The sequence below is a fragment of the Sphingomonas sp. NBWT7 genome (assembly GCF_014217605.1).
Classification (GTDB): domain Bacteria; phylum Pseudomonadota; class Alphaproteobacteria; order Sphingomonadales; family Sphingomonadaceae; genus Sphingomonas.
This window is the reverse complement of the sequence record NZ_CP043640.1, coordinates 74,449-100,103: the sequence shown is the minus strand read 5'-3', so window position 1 is coordinate 100,103 and position 25,655 is coordinate 74,449. Positions and strand designations below refer to the sequence as shown.

Annotated in this window: 28 protein-coding genes, 4 pseudogenes and 1 riboswitch; of the genes and pseudogenes, 13 read left to right on the top strand and 19 right to left on the bottom strand. The window is 63.0% G+C overall.

The window, feature by feature from the left end; all coding sequences use genetic code 11:
• Nucleotides 1-149: 149 nt before the first annotated feature.
• From F1C10_RS16340 to F1C10_RS16285, 12 genes are all read right to left on the bottom strand, one after another.
• Nucleotides 150-860: a replication protein A gene (locus F1C10_RS16340; RefSeq protein ID WP_231635603.1), complete on the bottom strand. Its 711-nt coding sequence runs from the start codon at nt 858-860 to the stop codon at nt 150-152.
• A 357-nt stretch (nt 861-1,217) separates the two neighbouring features.
• Complete coding sequence (locus tag F1C10_RS16335; RefSeq protein ID WP_231635604.1) at nt 1,218-1,469, bottom strand: ribbon-helix-helix domain-containing protein; 252 nt, start codon at nt 1,467-1,469, stop codon at nt 1,218-1,220.
• A gap of 53 nt (nt 1,470-1,522) precedes the next feature.
• Nucleotides 1,523-1,789, bottom strand: a complete 267-nt coding sequence (locus F1C10_RS16330) for a ribbon-helix-helix domain-containing protein (RefSeq protein WP_054435622.1) — start codon at nt 1,787-1,789, stop codon at nt 1,523-1,525.
• Nucleotides 1,786-2,469 carry a ParA family partition ATPase gene (gene parA / locus F1C10_RS16325; RefSeq protein WP_054435623.1) on the bottom strand — a complete coding sequence of 228 codons (684 nt, stop codon included), beginning with the start codon at nt 2,467-2,469 and terminating at the stop codon, nt 1,786-1,788. Before parA ends, F1C10_RS16330 begins: the two co-directional genes overlap by 4 nt.
• Nucleotides 2,470-2,657: 188 nt before the next feature.
• Entirely contained in the window at nt 2,658-2,897 is a 240-nt protein-coding gene (locus tag F1C10_RS16320; protein WP_054435624.1) for a hypothetical protein, read from the bottom strand.
• 26 nt (nt 2,898-2,923) lie between these two features.
• Complete coding sequence (locus F1C10_RS16315; protein ID WP_054435625.1) at nt 2,924-3,262, bottom strand: helix-turn-helix domain-containing protein; 339 nt, start codon at nt 3,260-3,262, stop codon at nt 2,924-2,926.
• A complete protein-coding gene (locus F1C10_RS16310; RefSeq protein WP_054435626.1) occupies nt 3,259-3,609 on the bottom strand; it encodes a type II toxin-antitoxin system RelE/ParE family toxin in 351 nt (116 codons plus the stop codon). Before F1C10_RS16310 ends, F1C10_RS16315 begins: the two co-directional genes overlap by 4 nt.
• A 130-nt stretch (nt 3,610-3,739) precedes the next feature.
• A complete protein-coding gene (locus tag F1C10_RS16305; protein ID WP_054435627.1) occupies nt 3,740-4,339 on the bottom strand; it encodes a recombinase family protein in 600 nt (199 codons plus the stop codon).
• 157 nt (nt 4,340-4,496) lie between these two features.
• Entirely contained in the window at nt 4,497-4,979 is a 483-nt protein-coding gene (locus F1C10_RS16300) for a cytochrome c (RefSeq protein ID WP_021224435.1), read from the bottom strand.
• A 12-nt stretch (nt 4,980-4,991) separates the two neighbouring features.
• Complete coding sequence (locus tag F1C10_RS16295; RefSeq protein WP_021224436.1) at nt 4,992-6,227, bottom strand: molybdopterin-dependent oxidoreductase; 1,236 nt, start codon at nt 6,225-6,227, stop codon at nt 4,992-4,994.
• Nucleotides 6,228-6,316: 89 nt separating this feature from the next.
• Nucleotides 6,317-7,468, bottom strand: a complete 1,152-nt coding sequence (locus tag F1C10_RS16290) for a TDT family transporter (RefSeq protein WP_185210357.1) — start codon at nt 7,466-7,468, stop codon at nt 6,317-6,319.
• Nucleotides 7,465-8,337, bottom strand: coding sequence for a LysR family transcriptional regulator (locus tag F1C10_RS16285; protein ID WP_007406272.1), 873 nt, complete (start codon nt 8,335-8,337; stop codon nt 7,465-7,467). Before F1C10_RS16285 ends, F1C10_RS16290 begins: the two co-directional genes overlap by 4 nt.
• A gap of 146 nt (nt 8,338-8,483) precedes the next feature.
• Here F1C10_RS16285 and F1C10_RS16280 point away from each other — a divergent pair, with 146 nt between their 5' ends.
• Nucleotides 8,484-9,551, top strand: coding sequence for a molybdopterin-dependent oxidoreductase (locus F1C10_RS16280; protein WP_007406227.1), 1,068 nt, complete (start codon nt 8,484-8,486; stop codon nt 9,549-9,551).
• Nucleotides 9,512-10,060 carry an MgtC/SapB family protein gene (locus F1C10_RS16275; RefSeq protein ID WP_179510735.1) on the top strand — a complete coding sequence of 183 codons (549 nt, stop codon included), beginning with the start codon at nt 9,512-9,514 and terminating at the stop codon, nt 10,058-10,060. The genes F1C10_RS16280 and F1C10_RS16275 overlap by 40 nt, the downstream gene beginning before the upstream one ends.
• 51 nt (nt 10,061-10,111) lie before the next feature.
• Here F1C10_RS16275 and F1C10_RS16270 read toward each other — a convergent pair whose 3' ends face one another.
• From F1C10_RS16270 to F1C10_RS16255, 4 genes are read right to left on the bottom strand one after another with little or no spacing between them, the layout of a single operon-like run.
• Complete coding sequence (locus F1C10_RS16270) at nt 10,112-10,882, bottom strand: anti-sigma factor (protein WP_007406229.1); 771 nt, start codon at nt 10,880-10,882, stop codon at nt 10,112-10,114.
• Entirely contained in the window at nt 10,879-11,388 is a 510-nt protein-coding gene (locus tag F1C10_RS16265; protein ID WP_007406239.1) for an RNA polymerase sigma factor, read from the bottom strand. The genes F1C10_RS16270 and F1C10_RS16265 overlap by 4 nt, the downstream gene beginning before the upstream one ends.
• Before the next feature lies 1 nt (nt 11,389).
• Nucleotides 11,390-12,829 carry a YncE family protein gene (locus F1C10_RS16260; RefSeq protein WP_054435629.1) on the bottom strand — a complete coding sequence of 480 codons (1,440 nt, stop codon included), beginning with the start codon at nt 12,827-12,829 and terminating at the stop codon, nt 11,390-11,392.
• 1 nt (nt 12,830) lies between these two features.
• On the bottom strand, nt 12,831-13,229 hold the full coding sequence (locus F1C10_RS16255) for a DUF305 domain-containing protein (protein WP_037569481.1): 399 nt from the start codon (nt 13,227-13,229) through the stop codon (nt 12,831-12,833).
• Between the two features lie 130 nt (nt 13,230-13,359).
• Nucleotides 13,360-13,436, top strand: a riboswitch (Fluoride riboswitch).
• Nucleotides 13,437-13,459: 23 nt separating this feature from the next.
• Here F1C10_RS16255 and F1C10_RS16250 point away from each other — a divergent pair.
• The 4 genes and pseudogenes from F1C10_RS16250 (at nt 13,460) to F1C10_RS16235 (ending at nt 17,471) form a co-directional block, all read left to right on the top strand.
• Nucleotides 13,460-14,818 carry a voltage-gated chloride channel family protein gene (locus F1C10_RS16250; protein ID WP_007406263.1) on the top strand — a complete coding sequence of 453 codons (1,359 nt, stop codon included), beginning with the start codon at nt 13,460-13,462 and terminating at the stop codon, nt 14,816-14,818.
• A 25-nt stretch (nt 14,819-14,843) separates the two neighbouring features.
• Nucleotides 14,844-15,227 carry a DUF190 domain-containing protein gene (locus tag F1C10_RS16245; RefSeq protein WP_007406288.1) on the top strand — a complete coding sequence of 128 codons (384 nt, stop codon included), beginning with the start codon at nt 14,844-14,846 and terminating at the stop codon, nt 15,225-15,227.
• Between the two features lie 139 nt (nt 15,228-15,366).
• Nucleotides 15,367-16,230 (top strand): annotated as a pseudogene (locus F1C10_RS16240) (DUF4158 domain-containing protein); the annotation flags it as partial.
• Between the two features lie 63 nt (nt 16,231-16,293).
• Nucleotides 16,294-17,471 (top strand): IS3 family transposase gene (locus F1C10_RS16235; RefSeq protein ID WP_100239940.1). Its coding sequence is split into 2 segments (ribosomal slippage): nt 16,294-16,558 and nt 16,558-17,471, totalling 1,179 coding nucleotides; the frame shifts between segments, so codons are not numbered across the junction.
• Between the two features lie 398 nt (nt 17,472-17,869).
• On the opposite strand, the gene F1C10_RS16230 is transcribed toward F1C10_RS16235, so the two are convergent.
• The 3 genes from F1C10_RS16230 to alr are packed head-to-tail and all read right to left on the bottom strand — an operon-like array spanning nt 17,870 to nt 20,597.
• Nucleotides 17,870-18,217, bottom strand: coding sequence for a RidA family protein (locus F1C10_RS16230; protein WP_185210356.1), 348 nt, complete (start codon nt 18,215-18,217; stop codon nt 17,870-17,872).
• Between the two features lie 17 nt (nt 18,218-18,234).
• Nucleotides 18,235-19,494: a D-amino acid dehydrogenase gene (locus F1C10_RS16225; protein WP_185210355.1), complete on the bottom strand. Its 1,260-nt coding sequence runs from the start codon at nt 19,492-19,494 to the stop codon at nt 18,235-18,237.
• Nucleotides 19,491-20,597: an alanine racemase gene (gene alr, locus F1C10_RS16220; protein ID WP_258043197.1), complete on the bottom strand. Its 1,107-nt coding sequence runs from the start codon at nt 20,595-20,597 to the stop codon at nt 19,491-19,493. The genes F1C10_RS16225 and alr overlap by 4 nt, the downstream gene beginning before the upstream one ends.
• Nucleotides 20,598-20,753: 156 nt before the next feature.
• Between alr and F1C10_RS16215 the strand changes: the two are divergent.
• The 7 genes and pseudogenes from F1C10_RS16215 to F1C10_RS16190 all read left to right on the top strand — a co-directional run.
• A pseudogene (locus tag F1C10_RS16215) lies at nt 20,754-21,179 on the top strand (Lrp/AsnC family transcriptional regulator); the annotation flags it as partial.
• Nucleotides 21,176-21,691, top strand: a pseudogene (locus F1C10_RS16210) (transposase); the annotation flags it as partial. The pseudogenes F1C10_RS16215 and F1C10_RS16210, both read left to right, overlap by 4 nt.
• Nucleotides 21,692-21,888: 197 nt before the next feature.
• Complete coding sequence (locus tag F1C10_RS16205) at nt 21,889-22,545, top strand: site-specific integrase (protein WP_185210354.1); 657 nt, start codon at nt 21,889-21,891, stop codon at nt 22,543-22,545.
• 955 nt (nt 22,546-23,500) lie between these two features.
• Complete coding sequence (locus F1C10_RS16825; RefSeq protein ID WP_258043196.1) at nt 23,501-23,983, top strand: aromatic ring-hydroxylating dioxygenase subunit alpha; 483 nt, start codon at nt 23,501-23,503, stop codon at nt 23,981-23,983.
• Between the two features lie 13 nt (nt 23,984-23,996).
• Nucleotides 23,997-24,746, top strand: a complete 750-nt coding sequence (locus F1C10_RS16820; RefSeq protein WP_258043195.1) for an RHO alpha subunit C-terminal catalytic domain-containing protein — start codon at nt 23,997-23,999, stop codon at nt 24,744-24,746.
• A complete protein-coding gene (locus F1C10_RS16195) occupies nt 24,743-25,093 on the top strand; it encodes a hypothetical protein (protein WP_185210353.1) in 351 nt (116 codons plus the stop codon). The genes F1C10_RS16820 and F1C10_RS16195 overlap by 4 nt, the downstream gene beginning before the upstream one ends.
• Nucleotides 25,090-25,614, top strand: a pseudogene (locus F1C10_RS16190) (SDR family NAD(P)-dependent oxidoreductase); the annotation flags it as partial. The gene F1C10_RS16195 and the pseudogene F1C10_RS16190, both read left to right, overlap by 4 nt.
• Between the last annotated feature and the right edge of the window lie 41 nt (nt 25,615-25,655).

Sequence of the window (25,655 nt, the reverse complement as noted above, 5' to 3'; positions counted from 1 at the left end):
CTCCTGACGGTCGCTACGGCACGTTCCGGTCGCGACCTCGCCCACTTTCTTCCCGCCAAGCCTGCGGCCGGTAGGCCGCCCGGTGACGCCGAAGGCGGCACGAAACGAACTACGCATTGGCCGTTAGGCCAATTCCGCATTGTATATTTCTAACTCTGGCTGGATTCATTCTGCCTCTCTGAATCACGTTCCTGGTCCATGATTGCTCGCCCGATCCGGGCAAGGATCGCGGCTAGGCCGGGATCGTCGATGAGCTGGCCCGGCTGCTCATCGAGCGGTAGCCTGGCAATCATCACCCTGCCCTCCTCGGCCGCTGCCTGCCGCCGATCGCTGTCGTCTTCTGGCGGTGGAGGCGTCATGCCACGCTCGACCTGCGGCGGGAGCATCAAGCGGTAGGCGTTCGAGGTCTGTTTGACCTGGGGGCCGCGCATTCCTGCGTTGCCGGTCGGCACATAGCGACGCAACCAGTCGAGGAAGCCATGCGCCTTGAGCCGCTTGAGCGCATCCACCACGGCCGCGATCGAGCGGCCGATGCGAAGCGCCAGCGTCGCGATGGCCGGATCGAGTCGGCCTGTCTTGTAGTCGATCAGGCGAAGCAACTCGCGCAACACCTCAAGCCCGACATGGCCGATCGCGCCATTCTCGCGGTTGTTGCGCTCGCGCCGGTGGGCAAGCCGTTTCAACCGGTCATATTTCTCGGCCGCCTGCATGAAGCGAGCGACGTTCTTGGGACTGAACGGTTGCCAGAACCGCCCTTCCCGGCCCTCCTCGGTGCGGCTGTAGCGGTGGACCCGCTGGCCGGTCTGACGGCCGGGCCGCCTACCCTTCGCCCCTCCAAGGGCCTCGAACACAGTTTGCATGGAACCTCCCGTCGTTCGGTCGGCCCGGCTGCTGGCGGCAATCCTTCATGGACAAAGCTCTCCCGTTCTCGAAAACAGCGTTTTCGAGTTGACTTCGCGTCCGATCTGCGGGAGGCTGTTCCTGCTACAGAACGCGGGCCTCCGCCCATCAGACTTTCCGAGAGCCCGGCCGCCAAGCCGGGCTTTCGTCGTTTTGGCCCTAGCGGTGCCACCCGCTACGATCGCCACGGCGAATCGGCGAACGTGTCCGCCGACACCAAAGCCTGTCAGATTCCTATGTCTTTGGGAAGTGCGCTCTATAATGCTGGCGCAATAGGTCAGGTGTTCACGTGTTCACACATTCACACGTGAACCTGTTCACTTCTCGATGGGCTGATTGTATTTCTGGAGAATGTCGAGGACGGCCTCGGTCAACATCGCCTCGATCGTGCTGTCTTCCTTGACGGCGAGGATCGCGAACGCTCGGGCAACCGCCGGATCGAAACGACCGGCGATCGACTTCTTGCCGATGCGATTGCGCTGGCGACGTGGCGCTTCGATCGGCAGCATCGGTTCTTCAACCTCTGCGGGCGTGCCGGTCGATTTCCTGGCGTTCGTCGATCTTGCCACCCCCAAAGCTCCTAATCTTGTGTTCACACGTTCACATATTCACACGTGGACAGTTATCGCTCGCCAAACGGATGCTTGCCGTGCTGGCGCATGAGCAGGTCGATGGCTTCGCCAAGGAGCGCCTGCAACGTCGTTCCCTGCTCGGCCGCCAGCATGTTCAGACCGCGACTGACCTCGGGGCTGAAATAGGCGCTCACGGCCTTCTTGCCCTGCCGGGTCTGCGCGCGGGTGGCGGGCGTCGCCGTCGCCTGGTCGGGGCTGTCGCCGATCGCGCCAGCCTTCTCCACCCGCTGCTGCTTCATCGCGCCAAATTTGCTCATGCCGCGCCCCGCTTCTTGTTCATCCGTGAACGTGTGGACACGTTCACCTGTCCACTTGTCCACGCCCATAGCGCGGCGACCTCCTCGGCCGCTTTACCTTCGGGTTCCAGCTCGATCGCGGTTTTCCCCTGCGCCGTGCTGTGATGATAGATCGCCCGCTGGGTGAGCATGACGGGCGCAACGTCTACGCCCATGCCGGCGACGCCATCGCTGCCCTCGATCAGCTCGCGGGCATCCCGGTAGGTTGTCGGCGCGCGCTGGGGGCCGCCCATGAACAGCACGAACGCGGGCTTGCCGCTCGCCTGCACAAGCTCGGCCGTCATCTCGACGGCTTTGAGGTCGAAGGCTTGCGGACGACACGGAATCAACACCAGGTCTGCGACCTTGCAGGCCTCCCGCGCCATGATGTCGGCATGGGGCGGGGTGTCGATCACCACCAAGTCGGCCCCGAGTTCGGCCGCTTGTTGGAGCTTGCGGGGCAAAAGGGGAGGGGAGGCGCAATCGACCACCTCAAGGTCCGACGATCCGCGCCACTCGCTCCAGTGGCTTGCCGTCGCCTGCGGGTCGGTATCGAGAATCAACACGGCAAGCCCCGCGCCCGCCCCGGCCGCGGCTAGGTGGATTGCCAGTGTCGTCTTACCCGCGCCGCCCTTCTGACTGATGACGGTGATGACCTTCATGTGAACCCCTGAACACGTGAACGTGTGGACTTGTGAACACGTTCACGTGTGGACGTTCCATGCGTCTAGGTCAAGGCGGCGATCCGCTGCGCGGATCCTCGCCCCCGCCAGCCGATCGGAACCCGGCGGGCCAAGACCGCTTGAGCGGCGGTGCCGCGCAGCGGCAGGCACCCCATGTCCTGCTGCTATCAGCGACCTAAACGAGTTTCGTCGTCGAGGGCGTCAAGGAGTTCCTGCGGATCGGTGAAGCCGACGCGGTGCGCCTTCATTGTAACGCGCGCCGACTCCATCGCCGCGCGCGTCTCGGCGTTCGGCATTTCGGATCGAACGGCGTCCTCGTCGATCGCCTTGGTCTGTGAGTCGGCAAGAAAGCCTTCCTGCTCAAGGAAGCTGTCGAGGGTTGGCCCTCGGTGTTTGTTGTCAGCCATCTTCAATCTCTCTCGGTGCGTGCCGATCAGGCCGGATGAAGGTGAAACCCCGCCTGACCGTCCACCTTACGCGGCAATACCGATACCGACACCTGCACGTCGCGATTGAGCCGGTCGAGAATCGTCATCAACCGGTCGATGGTAAAGCCCTTGAGCTTGGCCTGGCGGATGCGCGAAAAATCGGCGGCAGCGACGCCGGTGATCTTCTCGGCCGCCCGCACCGTCAGATTGTCGGTCGCCAGCGTCTTGCTGATCTCGCCCGCCAGAATGGCGCGAAGCTGGCGCTGTTCGGGTTCCTTCATGCCAAGGTCGGCATAGACGTTGCCAGTGCCTCGGATCAGCTCGAAGTCGTCATCGTCGGTCATTGCAGCGCCTCCTTCAGACGCTTGATGCGCTCGCGCACCAAGTCGATTTCCTGCTTCGGGGTGGCGATCCCGCTCTTGGACTTCTTCTGGAAGGCGTGAACCACCCAAATGTCGTCGTCGAGCTGGAGGGCGTAGATCACCCGGAAGGCTTCTCCCCGTTCCTTGATCGCCAGTTCCCATATGCCCGAACCCAACCCGGTCATGGGCTTGGCGATTTCCGGCGTGTCGCCCTCGGCGATCACCGTGAGAGCGTCGGTCGCCTGGTCCTGCGCGTCCTCGGGAAAGCGGCCGAACTCTTTGAGCGCGCCCTTGATCCACGAAATGTTGCGCAGGGCTTTTCGATGCATTGGCTCAAATGTAGTTGTATCTCACAACGCGGTCAAGAGATAAGCGTTGCTCGGCCCAAGGGTCGGGTGGGTAGGATAAAGACGCGGACGTCGAAACGACGACCTCCATCAAGCCGGGCAGGGCAGGGGGCTACACTCCCGCCAATCGCGCCCGATGTTCGCGCAATACGCGCTGCACGGTCGATCGCGACACGCGGAACAGGTTGGCGAGCTGGGCGGGGGAGCCTTGGCCGGATTCGGCCTTGGCGATGATATCGGCACGCTGGGGGCCGGTGAGGCTCGGCCGACGTCCAAGGTGCCGCCCCGCCTGGCGCGCATGATGCAGCCCGTTCATGGTCCGCTCGCGGATCATGGCGCGCTCGAACTCGGCGAACGCGCCCAGGGTCTGCGTCATCAAGCGCCCTGCCGCCGTGGTGGTATCGACGGCCTCGGTCAGCGATCGGAACCCCGCGCCTGCCTCGGTGATCTTCTCCAGCGTGAACAGGAGGTCGCGAAGCGAGCGCGATAGCCGGTCCAGCTTCCACACCACGAATACGTCGCCGGGCTGCAACGCGCCGATCGCGCGCGCCAGCTCGGGCCGATCGGACCGGCCGCCCGATGCCTCCTCGCGGTAGATCGGATCGCATCCCGAATCGGTCAGCGCGCGAAGCTGCGGGTCGAGGTCTTGCGAGTCGCCGCGCGACACGCGGGCGTAGCCGATCAGCCTGCGACCATTTGGCACGGTTTCCATGCTGTCATTGTGGCACGGGTTTATGACACCTGCAAACCCTTGGAAAAGCTGGGGTGGCGAGTTGGTGTCAGAACCGACCGTGGCTGTTGAAAAAGTCCTACTGAAGGCTGCCGATCGTCTGTCGAAATCGCCTTTTTAGATTATGCGAGAGGTTTGCTTATCCGGTTCCACCTGAGACATCAGGAGCCACCTTGGGGTCGGGATCCTGTGCCTTGCCGGTTGCGGGTGCCGCTTTCTGGCTCGGCATAGCGGTGAGATAAGCAACGATCGCGTCAACGTCCTTCTCGGCCACCGGCGCCTTGTACACCTCACGCATCTTGGTGACGGTCGCCTTCCACTGGTCCGCCGATAGCGCAGGCTGAGTTAGCGCCATGCTGGCCGAGTGGCACGAAGTGCAGTTGGCGTTGATGACGTCGGCGTGCGGACCATCGGGGTAGGTAGCGTCATCGACCGGCAGGTCGACGCTGGTCGAGGCGAGCGAAAAGCCGCGGGCTGAGACGCTGGTGGGCGGTGCCGGCTCGGATGTCTCGGAGATCGGGGCAGGCGCCTTGCGGCTGCTCGGCGCCCCGATCGAGACGAGGATAATGCCGGTCAGGCCGATCAGGCCAGCGGCCATGATGCCGGGAGACGGGGTCTTCATGCTACTCGCTCCTCAGGCCGCGATGATGGTGGTGGTCTCGATATTGCCGCGCATGAACCCGCCCGGGTTCCAGATCGGCTTCATCGGCTGGGCGACACCGTTGGTGTTCCAGCAGCGCACCATGATCGGGTTGGCACCGCGTCGCAGCGGCACGCGACCATCCCACCGACGGAAGCTGTACCTGCCCTCGTCCGCTCCGAGCGTCGTCCTGTACCAGGTGCGGCCTCCGTCCGACGATACATCGACCTTGGCGACGCCGCAGTCGCCGCCCATCGCGATGCCGCCGACCGGGATCGATGCCTCATAGGCTATCGTCTGGCCATCGGGCAGGCTGGTCATCCAGCTGCGCGGGATCATGCGGTTGATGGGGACAGTCGGGAAGTCTCTGGCGCCGGGCGCGACATTCGCGCCCGGCGTCGCGGGGATCTTGTAGGCCTTGGCCATCCAATACTGGTCGTCGGGGCCGGGCAGTACCTCGATCGAGTTCAGCATCTTGACCCAATAGGTCGAGTACCAGCCCGGCACGATCAGCCGGCAGGGAAAGCCATTGAGGAGCGGCAGCTGCTCGCCGTTCATGCCGAAGGCGATCATCACTTCGCCGTCGCGGGCATGGTCGATGTCGAGCGCCTTCTCAAAGTCAGGGGCGCCCGCCACGACCGGTTGATCGAGCGCACCGAAGCGCACCTGCACCGCGCCTGTCTTGACCCCGGCGAGGTCGAGCACGTCGCGCAGGCGCACACCGAGCCATTTGGCATTGCCCATCGCGCCGTTGCCCCATTGCGCGCCGGCAACACGTGGCTGGAACAGCCCACGGCTGTTTCCCGAGCATTGGTTGACCGCCGCCATCTCGACCCGCGGCAGGCGCAGCAGCTGGGCGAGGCTGATCGACAGCGGTCGGTTGACGTGGCCGAAGACGTTGAGGCGGAAAGTCTCGACATCGATCGAGGTCGGGATGTCGGCCCAGTGCCAGCGGACGAAGAACTGGTCGTTGGGCGTGAACACCGACTTGTCGAACACGTCCATCGGCGTTTCCAGCAAGGGCGGATGGACACGCTGGAGGATCATGCTGCCCTTGCCGGGAAAGGCGCTGGTCATCGGCCGTTCGGCATTGCCGCCAGGCAGCTTCAGGTCGACGAGCTGCTGCGCCAGTGCCGGCGCGGCGGCAAGGCCGGCGGTACCGAGCGCGGCATGCCTGAGAAAGCGGCGACGGCTGGTCTCACTCGCCAGTTCGGCGTCGAAATTGTCCATGACAAGGCTCTCCTGTGGCCAGCCACGCTGGCGGATCGAAGGGGCGTTTCGCAAGTGATCGGACCGACTGATCCGATCATCATGGCGGATCAGTTCGGGGTGGCGATGCAGGGTGAGACGAACAGGTTGCCGCGCCATGCGCCGGCCAGCGTCTTGGCGCCGACGAGCAGCCACATCGCCGCAAGCGGGACTGTCAGCACCGTGCCGACGAAACCGAAGAAACCGAGGTTCAGCGTCGTGCCTAGGCGGAAGGTGGCGACGGTGTAGACGCCGAGCGGAAAGGTATAGCCCCACCAGCCCAGGTTGAACGGGACGCCGGCGCGCCAGTAGCGGATGGTGATGAGCGTCGCGAGCGCCAGCCACCACAGGCCGAAGCCCCACAGGCAGAGTCCGGCCACAACGCCGATCCCTTCCGCGACGGTACCGACACCGGCCAGCCCGTGCGCCGCGAGGATCGCCGGCGCGTCCGCCCCGAGCACCAGCATGCCCAGAGCACCCGTGCCGATCGGTCCCAGCGCCAGCCAGGAGGACGCCGCCATGCTCTCATGCGGCAGCCTGTGGAGCGCCATGCGCAGGATGAGGATGGCGAGGATGCCGAACGCGACCGGCACCGAATAGGCCCACAGCACATAGGAGGTCGCAAGCGTGACTAGCTGCGCATGAGGATCGGTTAGATGCGGCGCGAGCAGCCCGCCGCTGGCGCCCGCCACTTCGGCAGCGACGACCGGCAGCAGCCATACGGCGGTCATGCCGTCCAGGCTGTGCTCGTGGCGGGTAAACATCAGGTAGGGGATCAGCACGCCGCAGGCGAGCGACATGGCGACGTCGATCCACCACAGGATATGCGCGACCGGCACGATGCCATTTCCGAACCGCGCGATGCCGAAGGCGAGACAGCCGTTGATGATCGTCGCCAGCCCCATCGGAATGGTCCCGATGAACATCGACACGGTGTTGTGCCCGAAGATGCGCCGCGCCTCGTGCCCGAACATCACCCAGCGCGCGCCATAGAGGCCGGCGAACAGCGCGAAGAGCGCGATATTGAAGAACCACAACACCTCGCCGACAGGTTTAAGCGAAGGCCCGATGCCGGGCACCTGCGGCAGCGCGAGGGCAAGGATGCCCGTGCCCATCGTCGCGGCGAACCAGTTGGGCGTGAACTGGCGGATCATCTCGCGGGGGTGATCGAGCCGGCTGAGCGGCTTGAGGCCGCTGAGAACGGAGTGCGTGTCGGCAGTCATGCGACCTGCTCCTTGATGAGATCCGTCAGCGCGTCGGCCGCGCGGGTGCGATAGCGTTCCTTGTGGCGCAGCGCGTGAAAGGCGCGGTCGGGCAGCCCGAGCGGCAGCTCGACGAGATCGCCAGCCTTGAGCGCGCGCGCGACGACCAATCGCGACAAGACGGCAACGCCGGCACCGGCCTCAACGGCGGTGCGCACCGCCTCGTTGGACGGCAGCGTCATCGCTATCGTCAGCTGGGCCGGATCAAACCCGCGCGTTCGCAGCACGTCCTCGAAAGTCGAGCGCGTACCCGATCCCTGCTCACGGACGATCCAGCGTGTAGTGCGCAGCCAGGCCTCGTCGATGCGTTCGGCTTCCTCGCGGCCGACCAGCACCATTGGGTCATGCCCGACATTCCAGTGGGCAAGCGCCGGTTCGTCCACCTCGCCCTCGACAAAGCCGAGTTCCGCCGCGCCGCTCAACACCTGCGCTGCCGCGCCTTCGGTGTTGTCGATCGCCAGCTCGACCGCGATCTGTGGGTGGCGTTCGTGGAAGGCGGCGAGCTTTGCCGGCAACCAATAGCTCGCGATCGTCTGGCTGGCGACGATCCGCAACGAACCACGCGCGAGCCCGGCATAGTCCGCGAGCATCGTCTCGGCATGCGCTGCCCGCCCCAGCACCGCGCGCGCTTCCTCCAGAAAGCCGCGGCCTGCCTCGGTAAGCTGGATGCCACGCCCGACGCGGTGGAACAGCGGAACGCCGTAGCGCGCTTCGAGGGCCGCAACCGCCCCGGAGGCAGCAGACTGCGTGACGTTCAGCGCCTCCGCTGCCTTGGTGACGTGTTCGCGCTCCGCGACACCGACGAATATTCTGAGCTGCTCCAAAGTCATGCAGCATATATCGCGTACTTAGATCGATACGACCAACCGTTTGATATGGTCATTCCAATCTGGATATCGGAATGGTCGGCAGCCTTTCGTCTGCGATGGTCTCGAAGACTTGAAGCGTTACGCGTGCCCGCGACGTTTGATCGTCCATGACCGATATGATCGAGCGCAGTTCTGATCCCTACAATGCCGAGCCGACGCCCGGTGCGTTGATCGAGCGGTTTCTGACGCCGCAGGCGCTGTTCTACGTGCGCAGCCACGGGCCGGTGCCGGATCTGCCCGCCAATCATCGGATCGAGGTGAGCGGGAGGGGCATGGCGAGCCGCTTCTTCTCGGTGCAGGAACTGAAGAGCACGTTTGCCACGCGCACGGTAACGGCGGTTCTCCAGTGCGCCGGCAACCGGCGTACCGATCTCCAGCAGGTCGCCAACACCTCCGGCGATCCGTGGGACGTAGGCGCGATCGGCAATGCGGAGTGGACCGGCGTACGCTTGGCCGATGTGCTCGATGCGGTCGGCGCGCCGGATGCGTCCGAGCTGTTCGTGGCGTTCACCGGCGCGGACGAGGTGGACGTGGAGGGTGAAGAAGCCTTGTTCGGGGTATCGATCGCCATGAGCAAGGCGCGGGAGCCCGACGTACTCCTCGCCTGGGCGATGAATGGCGAGCCGCTGACGCCCGAACATGGCGCCCCGCTCCGCATGGTGGTGCCTGGCTATGCCGGGGTCCGCAGCGCCAAATGGCTGACACGGATCGAGGTGCGTGAAACGCCCTCCGAGGCACCGATCCAGGCGCACGACTACAAGCTCTTCCCCGCCGCTGTGACGAGCGACACCGTCGACTGGAGCCAGGGTCTGACGATCAATGCCATGCCGCTCAACGCCGCGATCTGCTCGCCCGGTGCGGGCGAGAGTTTGGCCGCCGGAGAGGTGCGGATTGAGGGATATGCCATTGCCTATGACCGCCGTATTTCTCGGATCGAAGTGTCGGTGAACGGCGGTCGCGACTGGCAACAGGCGACCTTCGCCGATGATCCGGAGACGCGCTGGGGCTGGCGGCGCTGGATCCTTGACGCCACACTTGCCAAGGGACGCCAGCACCTTGTCGCCCGTGCCTTCGACGAGACCGGGCAGGGACAGCCCGAGCGGCCGGATACGATGTGGAATTTCGCCGGCTATCTGTGCACCGCCTGGCATCACGTTCACGTGCTGGTCGAATGATCGAAGCATCAGCGGCACCGGACGTCGCTTTCTGGATCGATGCGATTGGCCGGCTGGTGGTGGCGACCGCGGCCGGGATGGTGCTCGGCTGGGAACGCTCGCGTGAGAACCGGCAGATCATGGGCCTGCGGACGCTGGGTCTGGTCGGTCTGGCGAGTTGCATCGCCGTTCAGGCGATCGTGCATAGTGGCTTGCCGAACGTGAACGCCGATGCCGCAGGACGGGCGATGCAGGGCATTCTGTCCGGCGTCGGCTTCATCGGTGCCGGTGCGGTGCTGCGGGTCGGCCAGGGTCAGGAAGTGCATGGATTGGCGACCGCCGCGTGCATCTGGGTGACAGCCACGATCGGCGCGGCAGCAGGGTTGGCGGTGTGGCCGCTCATCATCGGCGGGGTGAGCCTTGCAATGCTCGTCCTGTTCGTCGGCGCGCCGCTGGAACGCCGCATCCGCGAGCGAGCCCGTCTGACGCCGGCCGAGACCGACAGGAAGGATGTCGAGCGCAAGCCGTGATCGCGCTGGACCGCCCGGTGCCCGTCGGCGCCGGGAGGCGGCAAGGCGCTATCAGGACACAAGCGCGGCATCTGCCTGACGCCGGACTTCATCGGCGATCGGATGCAGTTCGGCCGCGGGTCGCTCGCCCACCACACTATAGCCGATCCCGTCGACCGCCCATGTGACCCGGCCCATGGTCCCGCTGGACGTGCTGGTCATGCTCGCGGTCTTGTCGATCTGCATGGGCCTCGTCAGCACCGCAAGTTTCGACGCTTGCGGTCCGTCGTAGAGGAGCAGTGCCGCAGGGCCGTGGGGCGTCGCGACCAGTCGCCCCCCGCCATAGCGATAGCCGGCCGTGCTGAGGTCCGGGATCGTGACGCGCTCACCCAATCGAGCGGAGGTCCATCGGATCAGCATGGCGCGCTGGTCGGGGCCGATCTCCGCCGGTCGTATCCGGTCGGCGGCATAGACACGGAAATTATCACTCGCCTCGTTGGCCAGCGCCGCGATGCCCGCGCGGGGTTCGCCGCTCCACCGCGCGCTCGACCAGCCACCGCCAAACCCCAACGCCAGCAGAAGTGACGCGGCGATGGCGAGCTGCCAACGCGGTTGCCGTTGCCGTCCCCTGATCGCTGCCACGCGCATCGTCGCCGGGATCGGTTCATCCGCGACGGGGGCGAACAGGGATGCAAGGGCTCGCGCCTGCTCCGCCTGCTCTCGCACACGGGCATGCACGTCCGGCTGGCCTTCAAGATAGGCGTCGACCAGGCGCTGCCGCTCGGGCGACAGCCTGCCATCGATCCATGCGGCCAGATCGTCCTCGCCGATCGGGCTGGTCATTGCACGCTCCTCAATCGCGGCCGTTCACCCTCCCGGAGGAGGGTCGCCAGACGGTCGCGCCCCCGCGATATGCGCGACATTACCGTGCCCAGCGGCACGCCGACTACGGCAGCGACCTCCGCATAGGGCAGGCCCTCGACCGAGACCAGGAGCAGCACCGTTCGCTGTTCTTCAGGCAACGCATCAAGCGCGCGCAGCAGGTCGCGGTGGTGCAGGCCTGTGTCCTGATCGGCCGGGCGGCCGAGCGCGGCGTCGTCCACGAGGTGGAGCGGAACCGCCGTACCTCGCCGGCTATGCTGCCGCTGATGATCGACCAACAAATTGTGCAGGATCGCATAGACCCACGGGCGGACCTCCGCACCCCGTCGCTGTCGCCAGCGCCCGACCGCGCGCTCCAGGCAATCCTGCACCACGTCATCCGCCATCACCCGGTCGCGCAACCACGACCGGGCATAGCGGCGCAGCCCGGGGATCAGCGGTTCGATCGCGGCGGCAAGCGGGTCCATCTCAGTCGCGCTGCACCTGCACGATGCGCCCCGGCGCGCCGTTCACCACCTCCGCAACCGCCAGAAAGCGCCGGGGTGTCGCGGTGCTGCCCTGAACGATCTGGCGGATCGGACCCGATGCGTTGACGATCGCCGCACCTGCCGGGTTGCTCATGAAGTTCGCAAGCGGCTCTACAGCGCCGCTGCCGTCCGCATTGGCGGTCAGTACGAGCATGTAAGGCTTCTTGGGCTGCAAACCGGTAACGGCACTCTGCACGACCTGAATGATGCCCTGGTCGAAGAGGGTGATGCTGCTTGCCGTACCTTTGCCGCCAATCGGCCCCATGGTCAGATGCAGCGCCTTGCCCGCTGTGCCGAGCGGCTGGAGATTGTCGGTGCCGGGGCCTGTCGGAACTGCGTTCGACACATAGGCGATCGCCTGCGGTGCCTGTCCGACCGGCACGGTAGCGACGACCGTGTTGCCGGCAGTGTCGATCGCGGCCAGCTCATCGGAATTCTCTAGCCCGACATAAACGCGCCGGCCGTCGCCCGATGGCCAAACACCGTGCGGCATCTTGCCGACCGGAATTGTTGCCACCGGCGTGAAGTCGGACGTGCGGAACACCTTGACCACATTCTCTCCGCCGACCGTCACATACGCGAACTGCCCCTTGGCCGTGCGGGCGAAATTGACATGGTTCGTGATAGGCCCGGTATCCAGCACCTTCAGGATCGCGAAGGGTGGCCGAGCATCGAATGCGACCGTCTTGCCGATGTCCTTCAGCGTAAACCACACTTGCTTGCCGTCCGGCGTCGCGGCGATGTTGGGGCAGAAGGGGCTTGGCTGCGCCACCTGTCCGACCTGCGCGTGGGTCGCGACATTGAACACAGCCAATACCGGATTGAACGAAGAGCAGACATAGCCGTACCGGCCATCGGGAGAGAAGATCGTCATGCCCGGACCACCGGGCGTCTTGATGCGCCCCGTCTCCTTGTACGTCGTGGGGTCGAGCACGGCGATATAATCCTCGCCGCGGACCGTGACCCACACCTCCTTGCCGTCCGGCGTGAAGAACGCCTCGTGCGGACTGCGCCCGACATAGGTCGTGTGCTTGACGGTGTTGGTGGCGGTGTCGATCCACGACACGGCGTTCGATCCGATCGACACGACCGCCAAGGTCTTCCCGTCCGGCGAGAAGCCCAGGCCGTGAACCAGCACCTGTCCCTTGTAGAGCGGGGAGAAGTTCATCGGCTGGGGATCGCCGAGTTTGATGACGCCGAGCAGCCGGTTGTCGGCCGGGTCGGTCACCGACACCGTGTTGGAGAATTGTTCAGACGCATAGACGCGGTCGCGGTGGCTGACGGGCATGTCCTTAGCGTTCCACGGCGCCTGCTGGGCCATGGCGAGGCCCGGTGCGGCGCTCATCAGCAAGGCGGCCGAGCGCAGGATGGTCCGGATCATGTCAGTGCTCCATAGGGCTATGGTGGTCGCCGCCCTGCGTCGGGGCTGGCGTCGAAGGCGGTAGCGGCTGGCCGATCGCCAGCTTCATGGCGGCGATCTCCTGCTGCTGATCGATGATGATTTCCTGCGCGATGCGCTTGAGCTGCTCGTTATGGCCGTAGCGCAGCTCCGCCACCGCCATATCGATGGCACCCTGATGATGCGGAAGCATCATCGCCACGAAGTCGCGGTCGACGTCACCGGACGGCTTGACCATCATGCCCGCCATCATCCGGTCCATCGCGACAGACATCATGGTAGCGTAGCCATCGGCGGGGGCGGCCGCGACTGCGCCGGTAAGTAGGGCCGAAGCCGTCAGACCCAGCATCCAATCTCGTCTACGCATAAGCCTCCAGCGCATCGGTCTCGAAAGCGTAGACGATGCTCGTCGGGGTTTATTCCGTGGCCAAAGCCATTTTATCGGTCCTCACCAAAACGATAGTCTCATGCTTCTGCGGTTGGTTGACCGGGTCGCGGTCGGACAGCATATGCGCAGGCACGGCGATGGATTTCCGCCGGGCCATTCGGTCGAACCGCCCTCGCAAGGGCCGATGATTCCTACCAGGCGCCGCAAGGCAGCAAGGAGGAATCGTGCGCGCGACATTTCGCAATCTCTATGACCAGTTCAACATGGCAGCGTTCATTCGCGATCGCCGCACCCATGCCACGTCGGTACTGCGGTGGGCTTTGATCCTGGTCCCGATGGCCGCAGCGGTGGGAACGCTCTGCGCGGCCTTCCTGCGGAGCCTCGACGCCGTAACCCGGCTTCGCTTCGCCTTTCCCTGGCTGCTCTACCTGCTGCCGATCGGCGGGTTCGTGGTCGGACTGCTCTACCATCTGACAGGGCGCTCGGTCGAAGGCGGCAACAACCTCATCGTCGAGCAAATCCACGAACCGGGGGGCGGCGTGCCGCTGCGCATGGCTCCGCTCATCTTCTTCGGCACGGTCGTGACACATCTGTTCGGGGGATCGGCGGGACGTGAAGGCACCGCCGTGCAGTTGGGCGGCAGTCTTGCCAGCGGGTTTGGACGCGCGCTCAGATTGGATGCGGAAGCGACACGCACCCTCCTTATGACCGGGATCGCGGCTGGGTTCGGCGCGGTCTTCGGGACGCCGATTGCGGGCGCGGTCTTTGCACTGGAGGTGCTGGCGATCGGTCGGGTCGAGTATCGCGCGCTGGTGCCATGCCTGGTCGCGGCGCTGGTCGGTGACTGGACCTGTCTTGCCTGGGGCATTCATCACGGCGTCTACCATGTCGATGCGCTGGTGCCGGTCGACGCGCTGCTCGTCGCCAAGGCCGGTGTCGCCGGCATTGCCTTCGGTCTGACCGGGCTGACCTTTGCCGAGGCCAATCACGCGCTGGGCGGATGGTTGAAGCGCGTGATCCCCTATGGCCCACTACGACCCGTTATCGGCGGGCTGGCCGTGATTGCGCTGGTCTGGCTGCTCGGAACCCGCGACTATCTTGGCCTGGGTACGCTCGCCGCGACACCGGACAGCCTGACCATCGCCAGCTTCTTTGGTCCCGATACGCACTCGTGGAGCTGGGCGCTGAAGCTGCTCTTTACCGTCGTGACCCTGAGCGCGGGCTTCAAGGGGGGCGAGGTCACGCCGCTGTTCTTTATCGGCGCGGCGCTCGGCAATGCGCTCGCGCCGATGTTCGGAGTACCGTCGGGGCTATTCGCAGCGATCGGCTTCGTCGCGCTGTTCGCGGGCGCGGCCAACACACCGCTGGCTTGCACGTTCATGGGGATCGAGTTGTTCGGCGCGGCCTATACGGTGCCGATCGCAGTCGCGTGCTTCGTCGCCTACCTCTGCTCAGGCCACAACGGCATCTACCTGTCGCAGCGCGTCGCTGTGCCAAAGGTACCTGCCGCACACCTCACACCCGACGCGACCCTGCGCGATGCCCGCACGCACCGCGCTTCTCGCCGGCGCACGCGCGCCTGATCCTGTTTCCTGTCGAAAGCCCGTCATGCCCAATCGTTTCACCGTCCATCACCGCGAAGTCGGGATGCTGCGCATCTATCTGAAACCGTCCGACAAGATCGGCCCGCGTCGCTTCTGGGGGGCAAAGCCGCTCTATCGCGAGCTGATTCGCACCGCGAAGGCGGACGGCATCATCAACGCCGTCGCGCAAAATACCCATTACGGCTTCAGCAATCACGAACCGATCCGGGAGAACGGCTCGGAAATTGCCGATCCGCATCTGACGATCTGTGTCGAACTGGTCGGCGATCGCGATCAGCTCGACCTCTTCTGTCGCCGGCATGGAGATCTGATCGGCGACAAGGTGATCGTCTACAAACGACTGGAGCATTGGACTATCACGCGCAAAACTGAGCTAACCAGAGCCTGATCGGCGTTCCCGTAAAGGGTCGTTCTGTGGACGCTCTGAAAGGCGACCGCTTCGCCACATCCATATCCGTCCACATACTATGTCTCTTTACTCATGGCTGTCCATAGGCCCAGATGACCTTTTGTGGACGGGAATCGGCATGACGAAGCGCAAGCATCAACTCCTGACCGAGAGCGAACACGATCAGATCCTCGCCATCCCGACCGAGCGCGACCATCTGGCCCGACTCTATAGCTTCGAGCCTTCGGACATCGAGATCATCGGCGCACGACGGGAGCGACGGAACCAGTTGGGCGTCGCGCTGCAACTCGCGCTCTTACGGCACCCGGGCATCACACTGGCGCAGTTGATACAAGACAGGGGAGCGATACCCCATGATCTCGCCGCCTTCGTCGCGGAACAGCTTGGTCTCCACGTAACCGACCTGGCCAACTATGCGGCGCGGGATCAGACGATGACGGACCATGCCCGAGAGTTGGCCGCGCGCCTGGGACTGCGGGGGCCGACCCGCGCCGATATCCCCTTCATGATAGAAGCGGCCAGGAAAATGGCATGGGCGACTGACAAGGGGATGACGATAGCGACCGGAGTTGTCACCGCCCTTCGCGAGGCCCGGATTCTGCTGCCGTCAATCTCCACTATCGAACGTGCCAGCAGCGCGGGGCGCGCGCGTGCCCGCAAGCAGGCTGCCTATGCCTTGATCGCCGATCTCAGCACCGAACAGGTCCGCGCCCTCGACCAGCTCTTTGACGACGCCGGCGGCACGAGCCAGCTCGCTTCGCTCAAGACAATCCCCATCGCGGCCAAGCCCGATCACATCCGCCAGATTCTCGACCGCCTGCGGCAAGTGCGGAAGATCGGCATCTCCCCGGACGTGGCTGGCCGCATCCATGCGGACCGATTTCGGCAATATGTCAGGGAAGGCCGCGCTTCGCCTGCCTATATGATCGAGCGATATATTCCCTCCCGGCGGCGCGCCACGCTGGTTGCGCTCCTGGTCGATTGATCTGCCCCCCGCTGAGTGGCCCAGAGACTATGATAGTTTGGACCACGAAAGGGACGATGAATGCCGAGCAAGAAGCACAAGCCGGAAGAAATTATCGGCAAGCTGCGTGAAGTTGAGATTGTTCTGGCGCAGGGAGCCTCGACAGCAGAGGCGTGCCGCCGGATCGCAGTCAGCGAGCAGACATACTATCGCTGGCGCAAGGAATATGGTGGCCTGAAGACCGACCAGGCGAGGCGGATGAAGGATCTGGAGAAAGAGAACCAGCGGCTACGCCGGGCGATTTCGGATCTGACGTTGGACAAGCTGATCTTGCAGGAAGCTGCCAAGGGAAACTTCTGAGCCCCGCGCGGCGGCGGCGCTGCATCGATCAGTTGGGACGAGATTTGCCGATCCGGGTGTCCGAGCGACGGATATGCCGGGTGCTGGGGCAGCATCGATCGACACAGCGCAAGGTGCCGCGTGGGGCAGATGACGAACAGGCGCTCACGGAGGACATCGTCGCGCTGGCGAAGCAATATGGCCGCTATGGCTACCGCCGAGTGACGGCGTTGCTATGCCATGCGGGGTGGACGGTGAACCACAAACGGGTCGAGCGGATATGGCGACGCGAAGGACTGAAGGTCCCGCTGCGTCAGCCCAAACGGGGACGCCTGTGGCTCAACGACGGATCATGTATCCGCTTGCGGCCTGAGTATCCCGGGCATGTGTGGGCCTACGACTTCGTCGAAGGGCGCACGCACGATGGCCGCAAGTTCCGGATTCTGACGATCATCGACGAGGCCAGCAGGGAATGCCTGGCACTCATCGTTGCCCGGCAGCTCAAACACGAGGATGTGCTGGCGGCGCTGGCTGACCTGTTCATCTCGCGTGGGCCACCAGCGCATATACGATCCGATAATGGTAGCGAGTTTATCGCGACCGCCGTCCAGAAATGGTTGGGGCAGATCGGCGTGAAGACGCTCTATATCACCCCGGGATCACCATGGGAGAATGGCTATAACGAAAGCTTCAATGGGTCGCTTCGCGACGAACTGCTCAACGGCGAGATCTTCTACAGCCTCGCTGAGGCCAAGGTGCTGATCGAGGCATGGCGGCGGCATTACAACACCGTTCGCCCTCACAGCAGCCTGGGCTACCGACCGCCGGCACCGGAAACGGCGACACCGCCATATCCGGCCTCCGGTTCCGCTTCGCTCCACCTCCGTCCGGATATGGCGGCGATGGGCTTAATCCACTAACAAACCAATCGGGCCACTCGGTGGGGGCAGATCAAAGCCATACAATGGAGAACATGAAGGCCGATTGCTCGCGGTTGATGTTGAACTTCCGCAATAGGTCGGCACACGAAGTAAGGCCCGTGCCGACTTCCGGACGTTACCCTAGAGCGCTACGCAGCCAGCGCTGGCTCGGCGCCGGACCGCCAGTTCCACGGCAGCCGCTCCTCGTCGCTCCAGCGTCGACGCCGCTCCGGCCCGGAAAACACCGTGATCTGCCCCATCGACCGCTCCTAAGTGCACTCTTAAGAGCACGCTTAAGACCGGTCGCTCACCTCATCGACAAGGCGGGACCCGCCGGATGGGTACAAAAGAACATCGGGAGACGCCGCACACCGCGCATCTCCTGAAACGTCCGGAGGTTATCGCTGAACGGCAGTTACGATGATTTCAATTTTATATTCAGGCCCGGCCAGTTTAACCTCACCCGTCGCGCGGGTGGGTGCCGTGACGTCCTTCAGCCACTCCTCCCAAATCTCGTTCATGCTCGAAAAGTCTGTCATGTCCGCGAGCCAGATCGTTGCCTGGAGCAAATGACCGCGGTCCGAGCCGGCCTCCTCCAGCAGGCTGTCGATCGCTGTCAGAACCGCTCGGGTTTGTGCCGCGATATCCTTGCCAGGTGCGCCGATCTGGCCCGAAAGATACACGACGCCGGCATGGATGGTGGCCTGGCTCATGCGTGGGTTGGTGCTCAAATAGCTGATGGTCATGATAAACTCCTTGTCGTTCAGGACTGGTGATACCGGGACAGGGCAAGATCACGGGCTTCGATGGCTGGCGCTTCACCGCCTATGAGGCTGCCGATCAAATGGCCCGAACCACAGGCCATGGTCCATCCAAGCGTACCGTGACCCACGTTGAGAAAGAGATTGGGGGACTGGGTCGGTCCGATGATCGGCGGACCGTCTGGTGTCATGGGACGCAAGCCTGACCAAAAGGATAGATCGTCAAGCCGCGCGGCTCCCGGAAACAGGTCGGACAGACAATGGACCAACGTAGTGCGACGGCGCTCGGGCAGGTCATGCGAGAAGCCGGAGATTTCGGCCATTCCGCCCACCCGGATGCGATCGCCCAACCGGGTGATCGCAACCTTATAGGTTTCGTCGAGGAGCGTGGACACAGGCGCGCGAAAGCTGTCGGCGATGGCCGCCGTGATCGAATAGCCCTTGACCGGATAGATGGGGAGACGAATGCCAAGAGGCCGAAGCAGGGCTGGAGCGTAGGCCGCCAGTGCGACGACATAGCGATCGGCGGTGATAGGACCTTGATCCGACACCACTTGAGCAATGCGCCCGCGCTCGACATGCAGTTTGTGTATCGTTGTATTGTAGCGGAACTCGACCCCTTGACGCGCGAGGAGTTCGGCTAGTCTGGTCGTGAAAAGATGGCAGTCGCCGGTTTCATCGCTTGGCAACCGTAGTCCGCCGACGAAGCGGTCGCGCGATGCGCTAAGACCGGGCTCGAAATCAACGCAACCATCACTGTCCAGGCATTGATAAGGGATGCCATAGCGTTTGAGAACCTCCACGTCCTTCGAGCTGGCCTCTACCTGATGCTGAGATCGGAATAGCTGCAGGGTGCCTTGAGTGCGGTGGTCGTAAGAAAGAGCGAGTGCTGTTCGCAGGTCGGCGAGCTGATCCCGACTGAATTCAGCAAGCCGTACCATGCGCGCCTTGTTCACGGCGTAGCTGCGGGCGTTACAGTTGCGCAGCATGGCAAAGAGCCAGCGCGCCATTGCCGGGTCGAAGCGTGGACGCAGGACGAGCGGCGCATGGCGCATCAGCAGCCAGCGCATCGCCTTCAAAGGGATGCCCGGGGCCGCCCACGGTGATGCATAGCCAGGCGACACCTCGCCGGCGTTGGCGAAACTCGTCTCCAGAGCGGGGCCGGGTTGTCGATCGATGACGACGACCTCATGCCCCGCTCGATGCAGATAGTAGGCGGAGGTGACGCCGATGACCCCCGAGCCCAGGACGGCGACCTTCATGACCATGCTCCCGCGCCATAACGTTCCATGTGATTGTTCTCGAGATAGAGGCGTTCATGCCGCCGGCCGAAGCCGGTGAGAATTTCATAGGGAATGGTATCCGCAGACTCGGCGATGACTTCGATCGGCTGGGCTGACCCGATAAATTCGACAAACGCCCCGTCATGCAGGAGGTCGTCGGGCAGATTTGAGGCATCGAGCGTCAAGCTGTCCATCGAGATCCGCCCCACGATGGGAAGCCAGTGATTTTGATACCATGCGCCACCCCGCTCCGAGAATCTGCGAGGCACGCCATCGGCATAGCCGATGCCGATGGTAGCGATCCGCATCGGCCGTCGAGCGACATGATCCAGACCGTAACCAATGCCGCTGCCGGCATCGATCAAACGGATCTGAACGACGCGGGCATCGAGCCGGACGACCGATCGGAGCACACATGACTGTGACGAAGAGGTGGCTATTCCGAAGAGCGCAATTCCGCATCGAACGATGTCCATGTGAAAATCGCGCGTCAGGAATACGCCGCCGCTATTGGCAATGGAGGCCGCGACGCCCGGGAATCGGCGCGCAATTCCTTCAAAGCGCTCGAGCTGCCCTCTATTTTCGCTCCGGTCCGGCTCGTCGGCACAGGCGAGATGGGTCATTATCAGGCGTAGATCGACATCATCGCGCACCGAAGTTTCGCTCAGCGTCGCGGCCTCAATGGGGCTAAGTCCGAGCCGTGACATACCGCTATCGACCTGCAAAGCCGCTGGAAGGCGCCGTCGCTGAGCGATAGCGAGCGCCCGCCACCGCTCGACCTGCGCAAGGGAATTTAGGACCGGCAAGAAACCATGCTCAGCGCAGAGCGGTTCGCAATCCGGATCAAGTCCATTGAGAATGAAGACATGGCATGTCGGATCAAGCGCGGGAGCAAGGTCGAGTGCTTCTGCCAAATGGGCGGTGAAAAACCGGGTGCAGCCGGCACGGCGCAGGGCGCCCACAACCGGCAAGGCACCCAATCCATAAGCATTGGCCTTGACGACCGCACCGCACATCGCTGGCGCAATCCTGTGCGACACCGTCGCATAATTCTCGCGCAAAGCGTCCAGGTCGATCGTCAATCGACTGCCGGCGCTTGGACATGTCCTCCGAGCCATTTGCGCTCCTCTCTGGAAGAGCATATCGTTCAAATCGACGAATTAATGATCAAACCGTGCGCGAACCTGGCGTTTTTAGTGATTTAATAGCGGATTCGGTGAAGGAGTGATGGAAACGTGATGGCTGGTCTGGACGAGTTCGATAGGAAGATTCTTACACAACTCCGGTTGAATGCCCGGATCACCAATCATGCTTTAGGAGAGGTCGTCGGGCTATCGCCATCTGCCTGTCTCCGGCGTGTGCGTATCCTCGAGCAGAACGGGACGATCCGCGGATATACCGCCCTTTTGGGAGGCTCGATGCCCGAAGAGGGAACGACGGCTATGGTCCAGGTCGTTTTGGTGCAACAGACCAAGGAATGCCTTACTCGGTTTGAAGCGGCGCTGCACGATCATCCTGAAATCCGAGAGTGGTACCTCATGACGGGAGAGGGGGATTATTTTCTGCGAATTCAGATCTCCGGCATCGATGATTATGAGCGATTTCACCGAGAAGTACTTTCGCTGCTACCCGGTGTTTCACGGATAACCTCCAGTTTCGCTATCTGTCGACCGTGCTCGACGACTTCTCGCGCTACATCATCGCCTGGAAGCTGTGCACCAACATGCGAGCCGAGGACGTCACCGACACGCTGGACCTCGCCCTGGCGGCTTCTGGTTGCGACAGCGCCACGGTGCTGCACAAACCCCGGCTACTCAGCGATAATGGCCCCAGCTACATCGCGGGTGAGCTGGCGGAATACATCGAGGCCCGGAAAATGAGCCATGTCCGCGGCGCCCCGTGTCATCCCCAAACCCAGGGCAAGATCGAGCGCTGGCACCAGACCCTGAAAAACCGCATCTTGCTGGAAAACTACTTCCTGCCCGGCGACCTCGAAGCCCACATCGAGGCCTTCGTCGAGCACTACAATCACCAGCGATACCACGAGAGCCTGGCCAACGTGACGCCTGCCGACGCCTACTTCGGCAGGGCTCCGGCAATCATCAAACTGCGCGAAAGGATCAAGCGACAGACCATCGAACATCGGCGCTTGCAGCACCGCAAATTCGCCGCCTAACATCAACCCCCTGACGAGGTCCGCACTCCGCTAATCTACGCCGCGAGTTGTGCCGAATGTTCTGACGACGGACAGTCCGGACCGTCAGCTATCGCCTCGTTCGTCAGGGTGACCGACGCCTCAAGCGTCAACCCTACCTTCGGGATCTCTACGATTCTCCGTCCGTCTGACCGGAGCTTCTCCAAGAACGCCAGCTCGTGCGCGTCGCCCTGCCGCTGAAGCAGCTTGGCCTCGTCGCCGTCGGTGCACGGTACGATGTCGCGCCGCTCGAGCAGCCGCAGATCGAGCGCCGTCGCATCTGGCACGACAGCGCTTACTGGATACCACTTCTTCTGGTTTACACTGGCTGCCGACGCGAGGAGGTCGCAAAGGCGATGGTCTCGGACATAGAGCTGATCGACGGCATTTGGGTGCTGCGTGTCCGGAGAACCGAGGCCGGGCGCGTAAAAACCGAGTCGTCGGTGCGCGACGTGCCGCTGGCCGACGAGGCCCTCCGACTGGGATTCCTGAGCTATGTCGACCACCTGCGTAGCGCGGGAGCGGCCGCCCTTTTTCCGGAGCTGGGAGCGCAGCCCGGCAAATTCGGCGACATCTTCTACAAAAAGTGGTGGCGAGGGTTCGAGAGAGCAGGCCTCGTGCCTGAAGGCAAAGACATGCACTCCATCCGCCACTTCGTAGCGACCGAGCTTGCCGTTGCAGGTGTATCCGAGGAACGTCGGGCTGACCTGCTCGGCCATACGGTCACATCAAGTGAAACGGCGAGGACCTACACAAAGCGTACCCCGCTTGTGATCCTCCAGCAGATTGTGAATATGATACCCGTGGTGACGTCTGCTATCATGCCGCTTCGTTGAACATTTTGTCAGAGTGACGAGCGGGCGACACATGGTGCCCGCTCGCGCGGCGGAGAAGCGCGAGCCTAGAGCAACCGGTCCTCTCGCCTTCAGAATGCGAGCACTGCTTCTAGACGGCGGACTTAGAGGACCTTACCAAGAAAGCTGTGGCTTGCAGACCGCTGATGACCTTGACCTGACTGGCAGTCACAGGGGCCTCCTGGCGTCTTTTTAGCGTGCGATGACGCGCTGCTAAACTTAAAATCAGCATCTTAGGAAGAGCCCGGCCGGCACGTCTCGCCGCGCGTTGCCCTGTGCTGGGAATTCGCACTTCCTCGACGCCCGGGGCGTCCGGGCCGGCTTTTCTTCGAAGCCTTGGCTGCTCTACCGTCCCGATCGTCATCACGAGCGCTCCTCGTTCGCGTAGTTGACGAAGGTCGCGCCGCTTGAACGCTGGCGCTTCTCCAGAATGGCGGTGAGCTTGGGGATGTTGTGCTCGATGGTGGCGTCGCATGGAGCCCGCTCATACCGGTCTGCGCCCGGCCGGGATCGACCCCCAGCCATGTCCGTCTTTCGACGCGTCGCGCCGCAATGCTGCCCAACCCCATGTTGAGCTTGGCCTTGCTGGTTTGATACGCCTCGTAGCCCCTCCGCCTTGAAGGGTGATGCTTCCAAGGCTGGACGACATCAAAGCCACCATGCCAGTCGGCTTCACCAGATCGGCATAGCGGTCTGAGATCCGCAGCGGCGGGAGCGCGTTGACGAGCAGAATTTCGGCCAAGGCGGCGGGTTCTACCTCAGCTGTTGCCCTTTCGGCTGCCACCGCTCCGCTATGCTCCAAACTCTCTCGAGGAAATGTCATATCTCGAGATAAGCGTTGACACGCGCCGATGATGCACTTAGCTTGAGCAAGTGGCGCCGATTCTTTTGAGCGCCTTAATCAGATCCCGGAAACTCGGGCCACGGAGAATCGATGATGGGCGTCCTGGAAGGACTAGAACTACCGCCGATGGGGAGCCACGAGCTTGGCACCGAGAAGACTCCTGTAGATCATTATATCTCGCCGGAGTTTTTCGAGCTCGAGAAGAGGCATATCTTCGCCAAAAGCTGGCTGATGGTAGGTCGCGAGAGTGACGTTCGAAACCCGGGCGACTATGTGCTCCATCAGGTTGAGCCGCTGAGCGCGTCGGTCATCATCGTGCGCGGCAAAGACGCTGTACTACGCGCCTTTCACAATGCCTGCTCGCACCGAGGTGCGCGGATCGTCAACGCCCCGTGCGGCAAGGCTCGCGGCGGACTGGTCTGCCCTTTTCACGGCTGGGCCTATGGCTTCGACGGCAAGCTGCTCAACGTCCCGGCTCAGGAGACGTTCGGGTCCCTGAATCTTGATGATGAGAAGCTCCGTCCAGTATCGGTTGACGTCTGGGGGGGGGTTCGTCTTCATCAATCTGGATCCTAGCCCGGTCCATTCGTTGCACGAGTATTTCGCGCAGCTTGGCGACGCATTCGATAGATATCTCGCTAACCCGAAGTGGTCTTGGAGTTATGGGTGGCGCTCTAGTTTTAAGGCCAACTGGAAGTTTCACATCGATGCGCAGGTTGAGGGCTATCATGTTGACCAAAACCATCGCAATACCATCGGAGGCAACATTCCCTCCGACAGCTGCCGGCCGTATGCGTTTCCGGACAGTGTCGGCGTGCCTGGTGGCGTGGGCGTCTATCTAGGGCCGGACCCCACCGCGGGCCTGCATACGCCTGTCGCAACGCTATCAGCCAGATTCGGCGCGACGTCGCCCTACACTAAGCCCGAAAAGCGATTTGAAGCCGACGGTGGCGAAGGAGTGCTACGGACGGAACATCCGCTCTGGGTGTTCGACAACTACTTGCTGTTCCCCAACGTTGTCATGTTCGTGCAGAAGGGGCAGCTTTACATTCAGCGCACCACGCCAATATCAGCCGATGAATGTATCTGGGAGGTCGATTTCTACCATACTAACAAGATCACCAATTTTGGGGAGATGTTCAGCTCGGAACAAGGCCGTATCCAGATGCGCGACGTGGTCAGTGAAGATCTGTCCACCGCCGAGGGCATTCACGCCAATTTCAAGTCGGGCGCGATCACTGAGATCAGCTTTAGCGCGCAGGAGGTGGCGCTGCGTGCCTTCACCAAAGCTCTGATGCGGGCAACGGGGCAAAAGGCCGAGGCGGAGGTGGCAGCGTGAGCAGCAGCATTTCCCGTCCTTTGACAACCGACATCGATCCGTTCTTGCCTGCCTGGGGGCTGCCGACGTCGCATGAGCGAATGGTCAAGCGCGCGAACAGCACTATGGACGAGATTCAAGCATTTTACGATGCGATGATGCCGCGCCTCGAAGAGATTATCGAATATCTCAACCAGTTCCCGATCGCGGAGATACCTGAGGCCGATCAGCCACTAGCAAACGCCGCGCTCGCGATGTGCGAAGTCGACAACGCCGTTAACAAATGGAAAAGTCCGACCCTCGAAAGCGGAATTGATATCCGCCGCATGCCTGAGAAGGCCCATTTGTACGACAGTCCCAGGTCATGAGCGGCCGCCTGGCGGGGAAGGTAGCGCTCATTACTGGCACCGGAGGCGGACAGGGCCGTGCCGCTGCAGTGCTCTTCGCAAAGGAGGGTGCACGTATCGTCGGTTGTGACCTGAAGGCGGAGGCCGATCAGGAAACTGTTGAAATGGTGCGGGCCGCAGGCGGTGACATGGTCACTGCGGTCGTCGATCTCGGCGATGAGGATGCGGTACGGGGCTGGATTGACCTGGCGGTGCAGACCTATGGCGACTTTGATATTTTGTACAACAACGCCTCCGCTGTCCGATACGGTCGGATAGGCGACTTCAGTACCGAGGACTGGCGTTTCCTGATCCGCAATGAACTGGACCTTGTTTTCTACGCCACAAAATATTCCCATCCGATTCTCAAGCGGCGCGGCGGCGGATCGATCATCAATACAGCGTCAATCGCGGCAATGATTGGCTCTAACTTCAATGGGGGCGTTTATCAGTTCGCACACAGCATGACAAAAGGTGGCATCATCGCAATGGGGAGGACTTGGGCCGCCGAGTTCGCTGAGGACGGTATTCGCGTGAACAGCAT